This window comes from Sphingobacterium sp. MYb382, assembly GCF_037572665.1.
GTDB lineage: Bacteria > Bacteroidota > Bacteroidia > Sphingobacteriales > Sphingobacteriaceae > Sphingobacterium.
In genome coordinates this window covers 49,982-66,670 of record NZ_JBBGZT010000012.1, presented here as the reverse complement: position 1 = coordinate 66,670, position 16,689 = coordinate 49,982, and the positions used below count along the sequence as shown (strand labels likewise).

Here is a 16,689-nt window from a genome sequence, read left to right as displayed (position 1 = left end):
TTTCTCTTAACATTTTTTAACGATTACCCCGAATCTGTACCTTACAGATAGTTTTCGGCTTCTCGTTTTTCCCTTTTATTCTTTATCTATTTTAGACCTTTTTACAAGGCTGGTCTTGGAAATATTCTGGGTAATTTATGCTTGAATCCAGGCTGTGGCTCGGATGCATATGCCTTGCTGTTGCTTGTCGTTTTATTTTCGTAAGCGGGCAAGCTATGGATTTTTTCTACCAATCTACCGAGGTCGATAAAGGTTATTTTGTGAACTTCTGCTATGTAAAAACCTAACGCAATAAGCAAGATACCATAGCTAATTTGTTTTTTCATCTTCGTCATTTTTAGTTTTTAAGCTGTTTAAGAGAGAGACAGCTTATGAAGCTTTTACCCTTATTTTATTTCCATCTTTTATGTGTCCATAGCCATAATGATGGGTTTTGGCGGATGCTTTCCTCCAGCTTTCGGGTATAGCTTTTTGTGATTTGACCATCAGTTGTTAGGCTTGCCTGCGTGCAAATTGCTTGTAGCGAGACAGACCAACTTCTGGTGTCTTTAGGGTTTAGCTGTAGGTAGAATACGGCGGCGTCCAATCGCTTGGCAAGTTGCTCAGCACCCGTAAACATATGGGTGTCTTGCGATAAAAAGTCTATCGCTAGCCCGTTATTTTTTCCAGGAAATTGGTCCGCAATAAAGATGGTGATATGCTGCTGCTCTTTCTCACGAATGAGAATGCGTGATGCCTGCTGAGCTGGAAGAAGGCGCACGCCATTTGTGCAGCGTATCTTACGAAACATGCGGTCCCAGAATTTACTTTTCAGCGGTTTGTATAGTGCCTGTATAGGTGTACCTAGTTGTAGCGGCAGCTTATTTAGCACCTCCCAGTTGCCGTAATGTCCTGTGAGCAAGATGATTGGTTTTCCTGTCGCCTGTGCGGTACGCAGCAGGTCGATACTTTCACTTTCCATCTCTAGCTGTTGTATGCGTGGGCATAGGCTTTCCGTGAGCACGCGTGCAATATTACGATAAAATAGCCGATGCTGTTGGTTGATTTCTGCATAGGAAGCAGAGGGGAAAGCTCTTGCTAAATTTTGTAATGATACACGGTAGCGATAGCGAAATAAATCGCCGATAACGAAGCCTAAGGCATTGTAAAACTGTCTCATGTCTTTCGTTAATCGGCACTTTCGTGCATACATTTTATCCAGCTATAAACAACATAAGCCATCAGGCTAAAAAGTACGATAAAGCTCGCTATGCTAATGTATAACATCTGTTCCATGGTAGGGCGTTTTTAAGTAAGACAAGGAAGATAGGCTATACCCTTAGCGAAAATGTAAAAAAATAAAAACCCCGTTGAATTGTGGTTCAACGGGGTTTGTTAGGCTAGTGTAGCCGCTTATCGATTAGCTTTTCAGCGCTGTAACTTTATCATTTAAAGTTGTAGCATCTATTTCGCCGAGTGCATACTGAAATTCGAGTAATAACTGCGCTTCCTGTTGTGTTTGCCGACGTTCATGTATTTGTTTTAGTAGCGAATCTTCTTCTTTTGGGACGTCTACGACATGTGTGCGATTCGCAAAAGCTTGGTAATAACGAGTGCCGAATTTGCGTAAGGAAATTGAATTGAAGTGTATTTGGTCTTCATTTGCGACTAAGCCTTCTGCGGTTACAAAATAGCAGTTTTCTTGCTGTTGTGCATAAGCAAATAAAGCATCATTAACCTCTTTGTAGCCGGCGAAATAAGCGCCATAGGTGCCTGTAGGTAAGAAATCGCCCAGTCCACCTACGATAAGTGGTATCGTGGGAACGCCGAGTTCTTTGCGGAATTCGGAAACAATTTGGTTGAACTTTTTCGCATAAGAAATGGCCTTTTCAGGCATAGCGTCATTTTCTCCTTGATGCCATAATATAGCAACTAACTCACTGCTGCGTTGTGCTAGTTTTGCTTGCGCTAGGGCATGGTCAAATAGGGCGCCGCCAACAGCCCAGTCGTCGAGCGATGTACCACCATCGGCACAGGGTATAAAGCCTATTTCTTGTGCGGGCTCATCAATATGCCAAGCTGCGGCAAAAGCTGGCGCAAGGCCTACACCAGAAAAAATACGGTCATTATGTAAAGGGTCGTTAGCAAATTGCCAGCGCCCGTTTCGCAACACTTTAGTATTGGCATTAAAAAGAATGGGTACTTCGGATTGGAATCCGCGGCCTGACATATTGGATTGGCCTATAAGTAATATGGATTTCATTTCGTGTTATTTTAGCTATTAAACAGGGTTTTAGTCCATTCCGATGCTTCTGCGGAAGGAGTACCATGCGTTTTCTTTAATTGTATTTGGAGCAACATCACCGGATTGCAAGGCATCTACGGCGGCCATAATCATATGGGTAAATAGAATACGAATCCATGCTATCGACAGGTTGTTGTTTATTATTTTCTTAGCGCCAAGGTCCGGGATAAAGCTAAACCAACGGTCGCGTGCTTTTGTGTAGGCTTCACTATCGCCGGTAGGCAATGCGCTAAGTTCCTCGGCGCGGTTTTGTAGCTTGGTCAAGAAGGCATACTTTACACCACAGTCGATACCTGCATAGAGCATTTCTTCCAATTGCTTGATGGGGTCTGTACTATTTTTGAAGGCTACGAGCATGGCCGCTTGCCAAGTTTTCATCATTTCAAAGATGCAGGCATCTAAGAGGTCTTGTCGGTCTTTGAAATGACGATGCAAGGTGCGGCGACTAACGGAGGCGTGCGTAGCTACTTTATCTAATGATGCTGAAAAATCTGCATTGAAAATGAAAATTGCACTTTCTATAATCTTCTGTTTGCTCATGATGACACAAAAGTAAAACAAATGTCTCAATATAGTGACATTTTTGTTTTTTTATTTTGTTTTAGTCTGTTCGTAGTTAGGGAGAAGGCTGAAAATTGGATTTTGGGGATGGGGTGTTTCTGTTTTATCGGGAGCGTACTTAATTTTGTAGTTTTGTGTGGAGGTTGAAAATGCTTCACGCCTTTTTAGCTGATTTTTATTTAATAGTTGTTTTAGTGGAAGGCACATCATATGGATATCGCATCATTTTTTAGTATTCACCAATTGGAGCTGGGCGTTCCTACGGTTTTATCGGATTTCCGAAGTGATTTCCATAAGATTCTTTTGGTTAGGCGTGGTGACGGTTCTTTGGTCGTAGATAAAATAGCATTTGATGTAGGGGCCTATCGTTTATTTCTATTTTCGCGAGAGCAGGTTTTTACGGAGGTCGCTATTGCTGCCGATGGCTATCTACTTCAATTTGATGATGCTTTTTGGTTGAAAACGCCCGTCAGCGCTAATAACTGTAAGGAGCTTTTGTTTACGAGCAATCGCGAGGAGGTATTGTTTAATTTGGGGAAAGCTGATTTTAGTAAACTTCAAGCGATGCTGGCTTTGGTTTATGCAGATGTACTGGAGCTTCCTTATGCGAACCAACCGGATGTGTTGGCTGCATTTTTGAAAATTATCGTTATCCGTATTGCTAATATTTATCGATTGATAAAAGCAGATAGTGGTGATTTTGATACAAAACAATATCATCATTTTTTAACCTTGATTCAAGAAGAGGGGATACGTTGGCATAAGGTGGAGGCCTATGCGGAGAAAATGAATATTAGTCCGCGCAAGTTGGCTCAAATATGTAGGAAACAAGGAGCGCAGGCGAAGGAGCTTATTTCAGCAAATCTACTTTCGGAGGCTAAAAAAAGTCTACAGTTTTCGGATAAACCGATTAAGGAAATAGCTGTGGATTTACATTTTTCTACGCCTTATCACTTTAGCAACTTCTTTAAGAAGTGCATGCAAATATCGCCCGATGGTTATCGTAAAGGCTTTGTAGAAATTGGTATCTAATCGGTTGGTTTAGGCATTTACATGCTTTCTTTTTTGGGTTACTTTTACAGTGTTAAACTGTTAAAAACTATGTCACTACAACATCCAAAAACGATTGCAGGGATTACGATTCCTGATAGCAGCCTCGCGAAAGCGGCTACCGATTTATTGTTAACGCATGGTACAGAATTCTTGTACAACCATTCTTTGCGTGTTTATCTTTTTGCGACTTTAAATGCTACGCGTCAGCATATTGCACACGATGCGGAACTCTTGTACATTTCGTCTGTATTTCATGATTTGGGATTAACGAAGCAGTATAGTAGTGCGGATTTGCGCTTTGAGGTGGACGGTGCTAATGCGGCCCGCGATTTTCTGCGCAGCTATGGCTTGCCTGATAAAAGCTTGCAGTTGGTGTGGGATACCATTGCGCTGCACACGTCTATTGGTATTGCAGAACATAAAGAGGCGGAAGTAGCTTTGCTCTATTCGGGGGTGGGTTTGGATGTGATGGGTGAGGGCTATGAGCACCTATCCACCGAACATCGCGAAGCGATTATTACGGCTTTCCCGCGTACGGATTTCAAAAAGAATATTATTCCTACTTTCTTTTCTGGCTTTGCGCATAAGACGGATACAACTTTCGGAAATATCAAAGCAGACGTATGTGCTTTCATGATTCCGAATTTTGAACGCAAGAACTTCTGCGATTGTATTCTTCATTCGCCTTGGCATGAATAAATAATCACCTACTCCTTATTAATAGGTGTAAGTCCTTGGTATTTTTACTGAGGACTTTTTTTATCTTAATATCTTATCCATTTTCTTGCCTTTGGCTAGCTCATCAATGAGCTTGTCTAAGTAGCGTGTTTTCCGTGTCAGCGGATTTTCTATTTCTTCAATTCGGTACCCACAGATGACACCTTTTATTTGGTCGGCATGCGGATGGAGGGTTGCTTTATCAAAAAAAGTAGCGAAGGTTACCTTGTCTGTAATAAGTTGGGCTAGCTGTTGCTCCTCAAATCCGGTCAACCAGGTGATGACTTGGTGTAGTTCTTCTTTGGTGCGTCCTTTGGTTTCTACTTTTTTAAGATAATGGGGATACACGGAAGCAAAGGTCATTTTTGCAATGCGCGCGTCGTGTTCAGGTGTTGTTTTCATATTGTAGGACTATTGCTTAGCTAATATCGTATTAAAGATAGTTATTTCTTCTTTTGTGTAGGGCTGTGATTCTATTTTGCAGTGGCCAATCTTGCGGCAGGGAGTGGAGCGGCATCCTTTTTCGGGCATGCCTAAGCAGCCCGAAAAAGATAGAGCGGAAAGCCCGACCCGAAGGGTGCCGCCCAAATCCTTTTTTCTACCTTTGCGCTGTAGAGCAATTTTTTTTACAAAATAAATAAGGGTAAGGGCCGTTCAGTTTGTCTTAATTTAAAAAAGCGCAATATTGTTTTTTTTTGAATGTATTAGGTTAACATTTTATGTGCGTAGAAAAGGAAAAAAAATTCGAAGCTGTCTTTCGTGCGCATTTTAAGGAGCTTCATTATTATGTGTTTAAGCTGCTTGAGGATGCCGATGCGGCGGAAGAAGTGGTGCAACAGGTATTTCTGAAGCTCTGGGAAAAAGATTGGGAAAAGGAGGTTCATACCTCTTTGCGGGCGTATTTGTATAAGGCTGTTTACCATGAAGGGTTGAATTTGATTCAGCGCAGGCGGGTGAAGCAGCGTTATAGTGACCATCTTTTGCATCAAGGTGAGGGGATTTCTCTGCTCGACCAAGGGGATGGGGAGTTGCGCGAACAGCTACAGTTGGCGCTCGCTAAACTGCCCGAAAAGACACGCACCGTTTTTGAGATGAGCCGTTTTCACGAGCTTAAGTACCAAGAGATAGCTTCTTTGCTGGAGCTTTCCGTAAAAACGGTGGAAGGCCACATGAGCAAGGCGCTACGCCACCTGCGTATACATTTGGTGGAATACCTGACGGTTTTATTACTAACCTTAATTGCTGGACGATGAAAAATGAATGGATTGTAAATTATATTCTGGGGGAGACGAGTCCGGAAGATAATAAAAAGATAGCGGCTTGGATTGAGGAAAATCCGGAGCATGAGGCGCAATACCTCGAATTGAAAAAAATATGGGGCCTTACGGAGCGGAAAATGGATTATCAGCCTGTCGATATTGACCAGGCTTGGTCGCGTTTTGTCGACTTGCGGGCCGGTCGTGCTGCGGAAAGGGCTGACGAAATTCCGGAGGCTGTAAAGCCTGTGCGTCGCTTAGGTGCTACCCGTATTTTTCAAGTAGCTGCTTCGGTATTATTGGTCTGTGGTTTATCTTTTATGGCTTTACATTTTGGCCTTACGGAGGATAAGCAGCTGACGACTTGGGGTGCGGTGGAGCATATGGATTTGCCCGATGGTAGCCACGTTAGCCTGAATAAGGCTAGTGATTTACGCTACCATAAAGCTTGGCTTGGGCGTGAGCGACAGGTGACTTTGGCTAAAGGTGAAGCTTTTTTTCAGGTGAAGCATGATGAGGCGCATCCGTTTGTGATACAGAGTGGTAAGCAGACGATTACAGTGTTGGGGACGAGTTTTAATGTGCGTAAGGGTGAAAACCAAACGGAGGTTATCGTGGCGAGTGGGAAGGTCTGTGTACAATATGGTAAAGAGAAAGTGTTTCTTACGGCCAATCAGCATGTGACGATTGCGGATACGACAACGAAGGTGGTGCAGCCGGACACGGTTCCCGACCAGTTGTATCGTTATTATATTCACCAAGAGTTTATTTTTGAAAATACACCTTTACCTCGTGTTTTTGAGGTATTGGGTAGAGCTTATGGGCAACAATTTGTGCTAAACCCGGTGCATAAGAAGCTGTTGTATACGGCTCGTTTTGAGCAGCAAAATTTGAAAGAAATTGTCGAGGTAATTTTAACGACCTTTAATTTGAAAATCGAGAAAAAGGGTAATACCTACTATATTAATTAATAGATGACGTTAGCTTGTAGATTTACTTTGAAAGCGTTTATGCTTGCGATGGGGTATAGATTGGGGTTGCTTTTGTTTTTTTTAGGACTTAGCTTATTTTATACTAGTGCTTTTGCACAGAGTAAGCTGGCGCGTGTCATTCAGGTGCCTGCTTACAATCGGGTTCCTTTGCGGGAGCTACTGGACCAGCTGGAGGAGTCGGAGGGTTTTCACTTTTCGTACAACAGCAATTTGGTAAACTTGGATAGCGTAGTGACGCAGAAGGCTTATCAAGGTCCTATGGTCAGTTATTTGGAGCGTTTGTTTGGCGATTTGTTTATCTTCAAAGAGACAGGTTCGCACCTTATCATTACTTATGCGCCACAACGGATGGATGTTTCTGTAGAGGTGAAGGTGGAGCAAAATAGGGCTATGGTAACGGGCTATGTGCGCGATATTCGTACGCAAAGGGCTATTCCACAGGCCAGTGTTTATGACCGTGTCTCTTTCCAGTCGGCTACGCTCTCGAATCAAGAGGGTTATTTTACGCTTGATGTGCGCGGCGGCGACCAGCAGTTGGCTTTGGGTTTGAGTAAGGAATTGTATCGCGATACGTCGATTACGCTCTTGCTGCCTATCGATGTGGTGAAGAATAAAAAGGGGCATTCTACAGGTTACTATTCCGCAAATCAGCAGGATAGGACGGTTTATGATACCTATTTCGGTCGTTTCTTCACGAACTCTTCGCAGCGTATTCAGAGTTTAAACTTGGCTGGATTTTTTGCTTACCGTGCTTTTCAGGTGTCGTTGACGCCTGGGCTGAGTACGCATGGTTTTTTTAATGCGCAGATTGTAAATACATTTTCTCTGAATATTATTGGAGGCTCTACGGCCGGTGTTGAAGGGACGGAAATTGGCGGTGTGTTCAATGTGAATCAGTATGATATGCATGGTAACCAAATGGCAGGTGTTATCAACCTTGTAGGGGGGAATGTGAAGGGCTTTCAGCTGGCTGGTGCCGGCAATGTGGTGGTTAATAATGTGCAGGGTTTTCAACTCGGCGGAATTTGGAATACGGCGGATAGCCTGAAAAAGGGGATGCAGCTGGCGGGTGCTATGAATCGGGTGAAAACGGCTCAGGGGACACAGATGGCTGGTTTGTTTAACTTTTCGGGGGGCGACGTAAACCACCAGTTGGCAGGGGCTTTTAACGTAGCGAAGAAGGTGAAGGGTATCCAGATGGCTGGTTTGATTAATATTGCGGATAGCAGTGATTATCCCGTAGCACTACTGAGCTTGGTGAAAAATGGACGTAAAGAATTGGCTTTTCAGTATGATGAAAGCAAGTTTATGAGTGTTAATTTCCGCTCTGGTGGTCGTGTGCTTTATAGTGTGCTTGGCTTTGGAATGTATACCGACCGTCCGATTTTGAAGTATGGTGCTGAGTTTGGTATTGGTAGTTCTTTGTTGCAAAAGCCTAATTTTTCGCTAGCTGTAGAGCTGGTGCAGCGTACACATTTTGAATCTAATTTTCGGGTGAATGATAGCCGTGTTGTTGCTTTACGCCTGATGCCGGCCTGGTCTTTGTCGAAGAATATCTACGCTTTTGTTGCGCCATCGTTTAATTATACGGAAGCAACGGAAGGCATCAGAACCTCGAGACGTAAGGAGTGGAGAGCTTGGAAGGCAAACCCGGAATATGATAGCTTTCATATGAGCGCAACGGCGGGTATTTTCTATCGTTTTAAATAGTAGGGTGCTATCTATGTAATCTTTATTCGTTTATTTTTTGTTTCGCCTTCGGCGGATGAATTCCTGATTTTGTTGTAAAATGCTGTTTTTATGCCTATTCTTGTTATTCGTAAACGCTAATAAACAGAATATTTTATGAAAGGTATCGCTAAGTTAGTCGGGATGCTGTCGGTAAGTTTTTTTGTGGCTTGCCAGCCTTCCAATAAGGAGGGGGGAGAACATGCTGTAGAGCCGCTTCGTTTGACGGAGGAAACTGCTGCTGTAATTTTTGAGTTGCCCACGCACTGCTTGGGCATTGAGTATCCGAACAAAATGGGGCAGGTGCTCGGTAGCGCACAAGATTTAAAAGGACCTAAGGCTTTACGTCCTATTTTTTATGGCTGTTTTGACTGGCATTCGTCGGTACATGGCTATTGGTCTATTGTTCATCTGCTGAAAAATTACCCTCAGTTGGATAGTGATGGCAAGATGCGTCAATTTCTAAAAGAACATATCACCCCGGAGAACTTGGCGGTGGAGCTTGCTTTTTTCCAAGACAAAAATAACCTGAGCTTCGAGCGTACCTATGGATGGGCTTGGCTGTTGAAGCTTCAGGAGGAACTGTTGGGCTGGAACGATGCGGATGCTAAGACCTGGGCCACGACCTTAAAACCTTTGGCGACTTTACTTTCGGAACGCACACAGGTTTACCTGACGAAATTGGTTTATCCGATTCGTACTGGTCAGCATGATAATACGGCTTTTAGCTTATCGCTGATGTATGATTATGCGCTGAAAGTGGGCGACCATGATTTGCTAAACGCTATTAAAGTGAATAGCGAACGCTTCTTTGCTAAAGATGAAAATTGTAACCTTGCTTATGAGCCTAGTGGTTCTGATTTTCTTTCGCCATGTTTGGAAGAGGCTTATCTGATGAGCCGTATCTTGCCTCAAGATAAGTATGAACCTTGGCTAGCCGATTTTCTACCTGTTCTTTTTGAAAAAGGAGCTGGATTTTTGCAGCCTGCTTTGGTGAGCGACCGTACCGATGGTAAGTTGGTGCACCTGGATGGCTTAAACTTCAGCCGTGCGCACTGCTTGTATGGCATCGCAAAAGCGATACCGCGCTTGCATAACGACTTGGTCGATTTAGGAAATAAACATATCGACTTCTCCCTAAAAAATATCAGTAACGACGACTATATGGGTAGCCACTGGCTAGGCTCTTTTGCCTTGCTCGCTCTGTCGAACCCTTAAGCCGGTATTAAGCTGTTGTTCTCCAGCTTTACTTTCACAATCTGAATGACACTGAAACCATCTTCTTTAGAAATAATAGGAGATAAATCAATACCTTTTTTGGCCAATGCAGTAAGTACTGCGTTGCGGAATATGGGGCGCTGGGCGCCCCATATTTTGTTTTCCACGATATCATTGTTGATGCTAATAAGCTCATGTATGCTGTAGCGGTTGAACTGCTCAGACAGGTGACTTGCTAATGGATTTGTTGATGTTGACATACAATTTAGTATTAAAAACGTTTAACCATAAATTGCATCCAGAAAATCAAGGGTTTTGAAAACAAGCGTGATAGCACGTTTATTTTGGTGTGATACCCGTATTATTTTACCACCGCGGTGTCTTCACTCGGTTGGTATTGCTTCGGCAATTCTGAATACTCTACAAATGTAGTAGATTAATTTTGAATTGCAAAATTAAAATTGATAAAATATTAATTTTTACGAAAAATATGTTTTTTCGGATATTACATCGCTTATTTTTTCTTCGTTATTTTCTTATTTGCTAAAGGTTTATCCAGCGGTTGATACCTATTTCTGCTAAAAATGTAGCATCGTGGGAAACAACGAGTAGCGTTCCTTGGTATTGCTGCAAGGCAGAAGTTAGGATACCTATGTTTTGTAGGTCCAGGTTATTCGTGGGTTCATCCAAAACGATGAGGTCTGGCGCTTGGCTGCTGATGGTTAGGCAGCATAGTGCTAGGCGCATACGCTCGCCACCACTGAGGGCATCGCAACGCTTGGTCCATGTTTCTTTGCTGAACAGAAACCTGTCAAGCCTAATTTTGATATCGTGCTCTGCTAAGGAGCCATTGTTAAAATATTCGGCTTGCTCATAGACGCTGAGTTGATTTTCCAGTAGGGAGTAGTCTTGGTCAATGTAAACGGACTGTATAGCCGCTTTTGTGATTACTCCTGTGCTAGGCGACAATTGGCCAAGCAACAGCTGAATAAGTGTTGTTTTGCCAGAGCCATTGCCTCCCGTTAAAGCTATGCGCTCGCCGCTATTTATTTGTAGGCTATGGTTTTCTGACCATAGGCTTTCGCTTCCGTAGCTGTAGTTGACCGCTTGAAGGCTGAATAATACCTTGCCCTGATGTAGGGTGGTGGTGGTAAAATCAAACTTCATCTTGTCTATTTCTGGGCGCTGTCCTCGTAGTTCTGTGAGCTCCCTGCTGATGGTACCTATCTTATCTTGATGTACCTGTTTATTTTTGGCCGAACTTTGCTCTGCTTGATTGCGTAGGGTGTTCATCATGATGCGTGATACACCAGCCTTCAGCTGTTTTTTGCTTCCTCTGTTGTCTAATTTCTGTTGACGCTCATTTACCTGTCTCTCTTTCTCTCGTGCTTTGCGCAGTTCTTTTTCTTGGGCATGGATATGGTCGTGGAGCGCTCCTTCGGCAATTCCCTTTTGCTCGGCGTAGAAGTCGTAGTTGCCCCCATAGGTTTTAATACCCACTTTGCTGAGCTCATACATGGTGTCTAGCAAGTTGAGCAGTGTGCGGTCATGGCTGACAACCAATAGGGTTAAAGGGCTATGCTGAATGAAGTCGTACAGCAACTGCCTTCCTGCTGTATCTAGGTGGTTGCTGGGTTCATCCATCAGTACAAACTTAGCTTGATGAATGGTGATGCCAGCTAGAAAAACCTTGCTCTTTTGTCCGCCGCTTAGCGTCGCCATGGCTTGGTCGAGCTGTATATGCTGTATTTCCCAACGGGCGAAAGCTTCGGCACAGCGCTCTTCTAATGTCCAGTCGTCGTCCAGTAAGAGTAGATTTTCGTCTGTAGCATCGCCCTCCAGGATGGCGTGGAAGGCGGATAGCTTTTGGGCTATACCTAAGGCTTGCGCTACGGTCACCCCGTGGAAAGCATCAAAGAGCTGCGGTAGGTAATAGGGTTTCTCTGCTACGTTTATGCGTCCTGCATTTGGATTTTGTTGTCCTGCGATTAGCTTTAATAGCGTAGACTTGCCGGCTCCATTATTTCCAATAATAGCGGCTTTTTTTCCTGTACTCAGGGAGAATTGTAAATTATGAAATAGTGTTTCTTTATCCGAATGGATATAGCTTAGTTGGTCTATAATAAGCATGATTTCTTTCGTTTTGAAATGATTGTATAGGCCTCATCTTTCTGTTAAAGATTTAGCGTTTCATTAGTATCGGAAGAAATTTGCTCTTACATATAGTCGTTGTTGGGTTAGGACAAAGGTAGAAAGAATTTATAAAGAAGCAAAATAAGGGGGATTTGGGGATTAGCGCCATGACTCTTCAAGCATCATTTGGAACGAAGAAAGAAATCTAGCGACAAGTAGATTTAACTATCTGTTTCTACTAATCGCTAGATTCCACGAGCCCTGCGCTCGCTCAACATGATGCTTCGACAAGCTCAGCATAAACTAAACGCTATGGTGGCGTGAGTGCATAGATGCTATAAAAAGTGGGGAGGTATTATCCTCCTTTCCCCAGTTTATCGAGCATTTGCACGCGTATCTGTGTTTGGTGTTGCAGCAACTTATCGTAGTCCGATTCCTTATCCGTCAGTTTCATGACTAACACGAAAAGCTCGATAGCTAAAAAGAAAAGTAAGAATAGGAGGTAAACGAATAGTCCAATACGAGATGATGTCACCACATCATGTAGAAGGTTGAGCTCATCCAGAAAGCCTGTGCTTGCTTTAAGTTCTTTTTCTTTACGTTCTTTCAGTGTCGTAATGGATTGCGCCAGTTCGAATTTCTTGTTTTGTAAGGTTTCAATCTGCTTATGGAGCTGTTCCATTTCCAGCTTTTTAGGATTCTCCATTACCGACTTATTTGTCGATTGGGTGCTGTTGATGGCCTTTCCTTCCTGATCTTTCGTAACAGAACTATTTGTATAGCTCGTGATGATAACGGGGTTTTTACGAAGTTCAAGGCTGACGGCATCATAGCGTAGGTTGGCCTTCCCAATCATGGTGTCGAGCTCGTTGATTTGCCGTTGTATATCCTTTTCGGATTCCTGTACAGCTTCTTTTACACGCTGATCCATAACCTGCGCTTTACGTAGCTCGATATCATCCTTAAAGGTTATTTGGTCCATGATGAAAGCGCCTAATATAGACATCACCAAGGCGAGCAGCACACGGAAGGCGCTGGACCAAGCACTAACTTTGGTCGATAGAATGATGATGCGTTCAATTTGTATGATAATGAAGCTCATGAGAAGACCGCCGACCAAGCCACCCCATTGTGCGAGGTGCAAGTAGCGCGTCGCGAAGCTATAACCAATAAAGAACCATACCAATACGATGATAAGCATGGCCGATGTATATTTCTTGACATTCTTGGCCGACTGCTCACTTGAGTTTTTAACGAGATTGTAGTTGAAGCCTGTAAGGTAACAACCAAATTTTAACCACCAATCTTTCATTGTGCTAGAATTTTTTGTTCAATAGATATGCTTGTGTAATTGAGGCCATGCCTTTCATAAATCCTCTTTTGTAGGCTAGGATAGCTCTTTCATAGAGTCCTACATCTTGCTTAAGCTCCTGGTCGAAACCTTGTACTTTTTCGATATGATCTTGCAGGTCTGTTTGTTTAATTTTTAGTTCATCGACAAGGTCGATAAGACCAGCACGCTCTCTGGAGTGGATATGAAATTCCAAATCCTTCATCAGCGAATCGTGGTACGTTTTTACCTGGTGAATTAAAATTTGAAGATCATACTTGATGAGTCGTATGTTATCGTTTTTATAGCCTTCATCGGGACTCACGAGTGCATCTTGGTAGCCTTTGCTTTCGAAGTCTTGCTGTAGATAGGTATAGATGCGGTGGATGCCAGCACCTTCATTGGCCATGCTGCTGCTGGAGGCTGTTGGATTTGTTTCTGCATGTGAAAGAGGAGCTTCTTGGGCTAAGCTGTCAACTGGTTCCTCCTTCTTTTTTCTGAAGATTGAAAATATTCCCATGTTTCTTTTGTTTAATTGTTGGGCAAAAGAAAACTTAATATGGTGCTATGCACAGGGGAATTAGGTAAGGCTAGTTGAAAAATAGGTGAATAGGGGTGATTTGTCGGTAAAAAAAGCCCAGCACCTTTTGTTGGTCCTGGGCTTTTGTGGGTTAGCGCATCAGTGGGTCGCTGATGCTAGGTTTCCCATTCTCTTGTCGACCAGCAAACTGTCGGATGAAGGATGGTTCCTCTACTATTCCGAAGGATAGGTCGTACCAACGCTGCTGCGCTTTTATCGATATATCGATCGTTGTCTGCTCTGCAGCGTTGATTTTTTTATTTTTTTGTTGCCCTTTTTGGTAAGCATCCTTCAGGGTTAAAGTCAGTGCCTTTTTACTGGTGTTGTGCACGAAGAATCGTAAAGTCTCTTCTTTCGGTAAGAATTGTACACTGATTTGCAGGCTTGGTTGTTGGTTTGCTCCTTGTAGCAAACGGTAGAAACCATTCGGCCCATGAAGCGCTAGACGGTACTGGCCTTGGTTGAAATCCGATGCCTTCCAGCTGTGCTCAACAGCATTTCCTGCGGAGCAGGCAAATGACCAGTTGGCACGTTCAGGCTGATACCCGTAGGCATATACGTTGAAAGCACCACCTAAAGCACGGCTACCAAATAGCTTGTTTGCGCTTTCCATACGTAGGCTCAGCTGTCCGTTGGTCCAGCTTTCATGTACGTTTAGCTCGTAGCAAAGTGCATTTGAAGGCTTACTACCTTGCTCTTGCTGTGGGGAGCTGCCGACTTTCTTACCTTGTGTAACGGCATCAATTTCTTGAGCTGTGAGCTTTGTAAACGTGTTTGGTGCAGGCTTATCCTTTGCTTTATTGATTTGTGCGACCTGTGTGTCGCGATCTAAGAAGGAGGGAAGGGCTGCGTTGTCCGCTTGATAAGGACGGAATGCCGAGGTTAAATCACCAGTAATAGCACGGCGCCAGCTGCTTATATTTTCTTCAACGAGGTGAGCTCCTTTTTTCTTGGTTAAGAAATGCTCCATAAACTGGATGGTGGAGGTGATATCACACACTTCCGAGTTTACCCATCCGCCCTTGCTCCATGGAGATGCAATGATAAGTGGTACGCGGTAGCCTAAGCCTACAGGTCCTTCTGTTGCATTCTTCTCCTCAATGCCGTAGGCTAGTTCTTGCTCGCGTGTTACGAACTCGCTGCTGTAGTCTAGGTCTTTGGAGGTGCTTCCGGTGCTGCTATCGCCCGGTTTTGGCGCTACAAAAGGAGGTACATGGTCGAAGTAACCGTCGTTTTCATCGTAGTTTAAGATGAAGATCGTTTTTTTCCATATTTCCGGGTTCTCCGTTAGAATGCTCAACACCTCAGATACATACCATGCGCCATACATAGGAGCACTTGGATGGTCTGAGAAATGCTGTGGTGCTGCCAACCAGGAAACCGTCGGTAGCTTTCCATTTTTAACATCCGCACGGAATTGGTGTAGGATATCTCCTTTAGGGATGGTGATTGTTTCTCCCTCGATAGCTACCTGCGTTACCTGATGGTAGTCTGGGTCGCGTTCATTCGTTTGGAAGGCACGTTGATGCAGCGATTTTGTACGTGCATCAAGCTTCTCAAACCGCTGTGGATTGTATTGTTCGTATTCCTTGCGGAAGCTTTCCAGCTGATTTTTCTTCTGCTGTAGCTGCTGTTGTGCTTTTTGGTCGTGCTTGCTTTTTAGCGATTGCTCGAGTTGCTCTATCTCTGCTGGAAGTTCGGCTATACGTTTTTTATAGAAGTCTATATGACTTTTTTTGTAGCGTACTTGGTACTGGTCGAACCACTCTAAGTTGTTGTCTGTAAAGTTGCCTAACCATGCTTCAGCTTCACCCTCTAGACCATTTTGCAGGCTGATTTCATTTTGGTATACGCGCCACGAGATACCGGCTTCTTCTAGGCGTTCCGGGAATGTTTTCCAATGTGCCATGCGGTTGAAGTAGATATCAGAGTTTCGCGTAAGCGGTTTAGCTCCTTTTTCGGGTACGCAAGTGCCTGTCCAGAAGAAATGACGGTTGGTTGTTGTTCCTGTAATTGAAGAACAGAAGTGCTGATCGCAGATGGTAAATGCATCGGCAAAGGCATAATAGAAAGGTATATCTTCACGTCTGTAATGCCCTAAAGTAAGGGGCATGTTATGGTAGTTCTTATTGCCTGAACGTTTCCATTCTAACCAATTGTTGAACTGTCCCTTGTTCCAGGCGCCGATTTGGTTTTCCCAAGAGTGTGGAAGGTCGCGCGTCCATGCCGCATTAGAATTTTTGATGTCTAAGCGGAATGGAAGGTAGGTGTCACCATTCTTGTAGGATTGCAACCAAACAGGTCGGCCGTCGGGGCTCACCACCGGTCGGCTATCGTTGAAGCCACGGACGCCACGTAGGCTGCCGAAGCTATGGTCAAACGATCGGTTTTCTTGCATCAGCAAAACGATATGTTCGGCATCTAAATAGGTAGAGCCATCAGCAGGGTTGATGCTTAAGGCTGCTTGGATAGATGCGGGAAGGCTATTAAAAAGCCCGAAGGATCCGGCTAATAGACCGGCCTTTTTCAAAAATTCTCTTCTACTCTCCATGTGTTAAATGAGGCTATAGGTAGCTCTGGCTAATATCCGAAATATGTTTGAATCCACCATCCCTTTTGCTGTTATGTTATCATTAAAAAAGCTTATTTTTTCTTTTTACTGCTTCTGCTGTGTTTTAAAGCATTAAAAAATGTTAAATATTTGTTTTTTAGTTCTTTAGTTTGGTTTTTGTCAATCGATTGTGTAATATTTTTTATACCTTAATCTCATCGTGTCTAAGGTAGAGTAGCGCTAAACGCGATGATTTTAGGTTCGGATTTTTTGATTTTCACCAATT

At 43.6% G+C, this 16,689-nt stretch carries 16 protein-coding genes and 1 riboswitch; of the genes, 6 read left to right on the top strand and 10 right to left on the bottom strand.

Annotated elements, in window-relative coordinates; translation table 11 throughout:
* Positions 1-101 precede the first annotated feature (101 nt).
* From WH223_RS05510 to WH223_RS05495, 4 genes are all read right to left on the bottom strand, one after another.
* Entirely contained in the window at positions 102-326 is a 225-nt protein-coding gene (locus WH223_RS05510; protein ID WP_340046537.1) for a hypothetical protein, read from the bottom strand.
* A gap of 65 nt (positions 327-391) precedes the next feature.
* Entirely contained in the window at positions 392-1,159 is a 768-nt protein-coding gene (locus WH223_RS05505) for a lysophospholipid acyltransferase family protein (RefSeq protein WP_340046536.1), read from the bottom strand.
* A gap of 240 nt (positions 1,160-1,399) precedes the next feature.
* Complete coding sequence (locus WH223_RS05500; RefSeq protein WP_340046535.1) at positions 1,400-2,242, bottom strand: sialate O-acetylesterase; 843 nt, start codon at positions 2,240-2,242, stop codon at positions 1,400-1,402.
* A gap of 30 nt (positions 2,243-2,272) precedes the next feature.
* Positions 2,273-2,824, bottom strand: coding sequence for a TetR/AcrR family transcriptional regulator (locus WH223_RS05495; RefSeq protein WP_340046534.1), 552 nt, complete (start codon positions 2,822-2,824; stop codon positions 2,273-2,275).
* A 231-nt stretch (positions 2,825-3,055) separates the two neighbouring features.
* Between WH223_RS05495 and WH223_RS05490 the strand changes: the two genes are divergently transcribed.
* Both WH223_RS05490 and WH223_RS05485 read left to right on the top strand, forming a co-directional pair.
* The gene (locus WH223_RS05490; protein WP_340046533.1) at positions 3,056-3,877 is read left to right on the top strand and encodes a helix-turn-helix domain-containing protein; all 822 of its coding nucleotides are present in this window, start codon (positions 3,056-3,058) and stop codon (positions 3,875-3,877) included.
* Between the two features lie 69 nt (positions 3,878-3,946).
* Positions 3,947-4,597: an HD domain-containing protein gene (locus tag WH223_RS05485; RefSeq protein WP_340046532.1), complete on the top strand. Its 651-nt coding sequence runs from the start codon at positions 3,947-3,949 to the stop codon at positions 4,595-4,597.
* Positions 4,598-4,657: 60 nt separating this feature from the next.
* On the opposite strand, the gene WH223_RS05480 is transcribed toward WH223_RS05485, so the two are convergent.
* The gene (locus tag WH223_RS05480) at positions 4,658-5,017 is read right to left on the bottom strand and encodes a DUF2200 domain-containing protein (RefSeq protein WP_340046531.1); all 360 of its coding nucleotides are present in this window, start codon (positions 5,015-5,017) and stop codon (positions 4,658-4,660) included.
* Between the two features lie 317 nt (positions 5,018-5,334).
* Between WH223_RS05480 and WH223_RS05475 the strand changes: the two genes are divergently transcribed.
* The 4 genes from WH223_RS05475 (at position 5,335) to WH223_RS05460 (ending at position 9,809) form a co-directional block, all read left to right on the top strand.
* Positions 5,335-5,868 (top strand): RNA polymerase sigma-70 factor, encoded by a 534-nt coding sequence (locus WH223_RS05475; RefSeq protein WP_340046530.1) that lies wholly within the window; start codon positions 5,335-5,337, stop codon positions 5,866-5,868.
* The gene (locus WH223_RS05470) at positions 5,865-6,842 is read left to right on the top strand and encodes a FecR family protein (RefSeq protein ID WP_340046529.1); all 978 of its coding nucleotides are present in this window, start codon (positions 5,865-5,867) and stop codon (positions 6,840-6,842) included. Before WH223_RS05475 ends, WH223_RS05470 begins: the two co-directional genes overlap by 4 nt.
* Positions 6,843-6,845: 3 nt before the next feature.
* Positions 6,846-8,573 carry a hypothetical protein gene (locus WH223_RS05465; protein ID WP_340046528.1) on the top strand — a complete coding sequence of 576 codons (1,728 nt, stop codon included), beginning with the start codon at positions 6,846-6,848 and terminating at the stop codon, positions 8,571-8,573.
* A gap of 135 nt (positions 8,574-8,708) precedes the next feature.
* A complete protein-coding gene (locus WH223_RS05460) occupies positions 8,709-9,809 on the top strand; it encodes a DUF2891 domain-containing protein (protein WP_340046527.1) in 1,101 nt (366 codons plus the stop codon).
* Here the strand turns inward: WH223_RS05460 and WH223_RS05455 are convergent.
* The 5 genes from WH223_RS05455 to WH223_RS05435 form a co-directional block, all read right to left on the bottom strand.
* Positions 9,806-10,069, bottom strand: coding sequence for a 5-oxoprolinase (locus tag WH223_RS05455; protein WP_340046526.1), 264 nt, complete (start codon positions 10,067-10,069; stop codon positions 9,806-9,808). The two genes, WH223_RS05460 and WH223_RS05455, sit on opposite strands and share 4 nt — an antisense overlap.
* Positions 10,070-10,139: 70 nt before the next feature.
* Positions 10,140-10,233, bottom strand: a riboswitch (SAM-I-IV-variant riboswitch).
* A 119-nt stretch (positions 10,234-10,352) separates the two neighbouring features.
* On the bottom strand, positions 10,353-11,939 hold the full coding sequence (locus WH223_RS05450; protein WP_340046525.1) for an ABC-F family ATP-binding cassette domain-containing protein: 1,587 nt from the start codon (positions 11,937-11,939) through the stop codon (positions 10,353-10,355).
* Positions 11,940-12,297: 358 nt separating this feature from the next.
* Positions 12,298-13,254, bottom strand: coding sequence for a DUF4407 domain-containing protein (locus tag WH223_RS05445; protein ID WP_340046524.1), 957 nt, complete (start codon positions 13,252-13,254; stop codon positions 12,298-12,300).
* 4 nt (positions 13,255-13,258) lie between these two features.
* Entirely contained in the window at positions 13,259-13,792 is a 534-nt protein-coding gene (locus tag WH223_RS05440; protein WP_340046523.1) for a hypothetical protein, read from the bottom strand.
* Positions 13,793-13,943: 151 nt separating this feature from the next.
* A complete protein-coding gene (locus WH223_RS05435; protein WP_340046522.1) occupies positions 13,944-16,403 on the bottom strand; it encodes a phosphocholine-specific phospholipase C in 2,460 nt (819 codons plus the stop codon).
* Positions 16,404-16,689 lie beyond the last annotated feature (286 nt).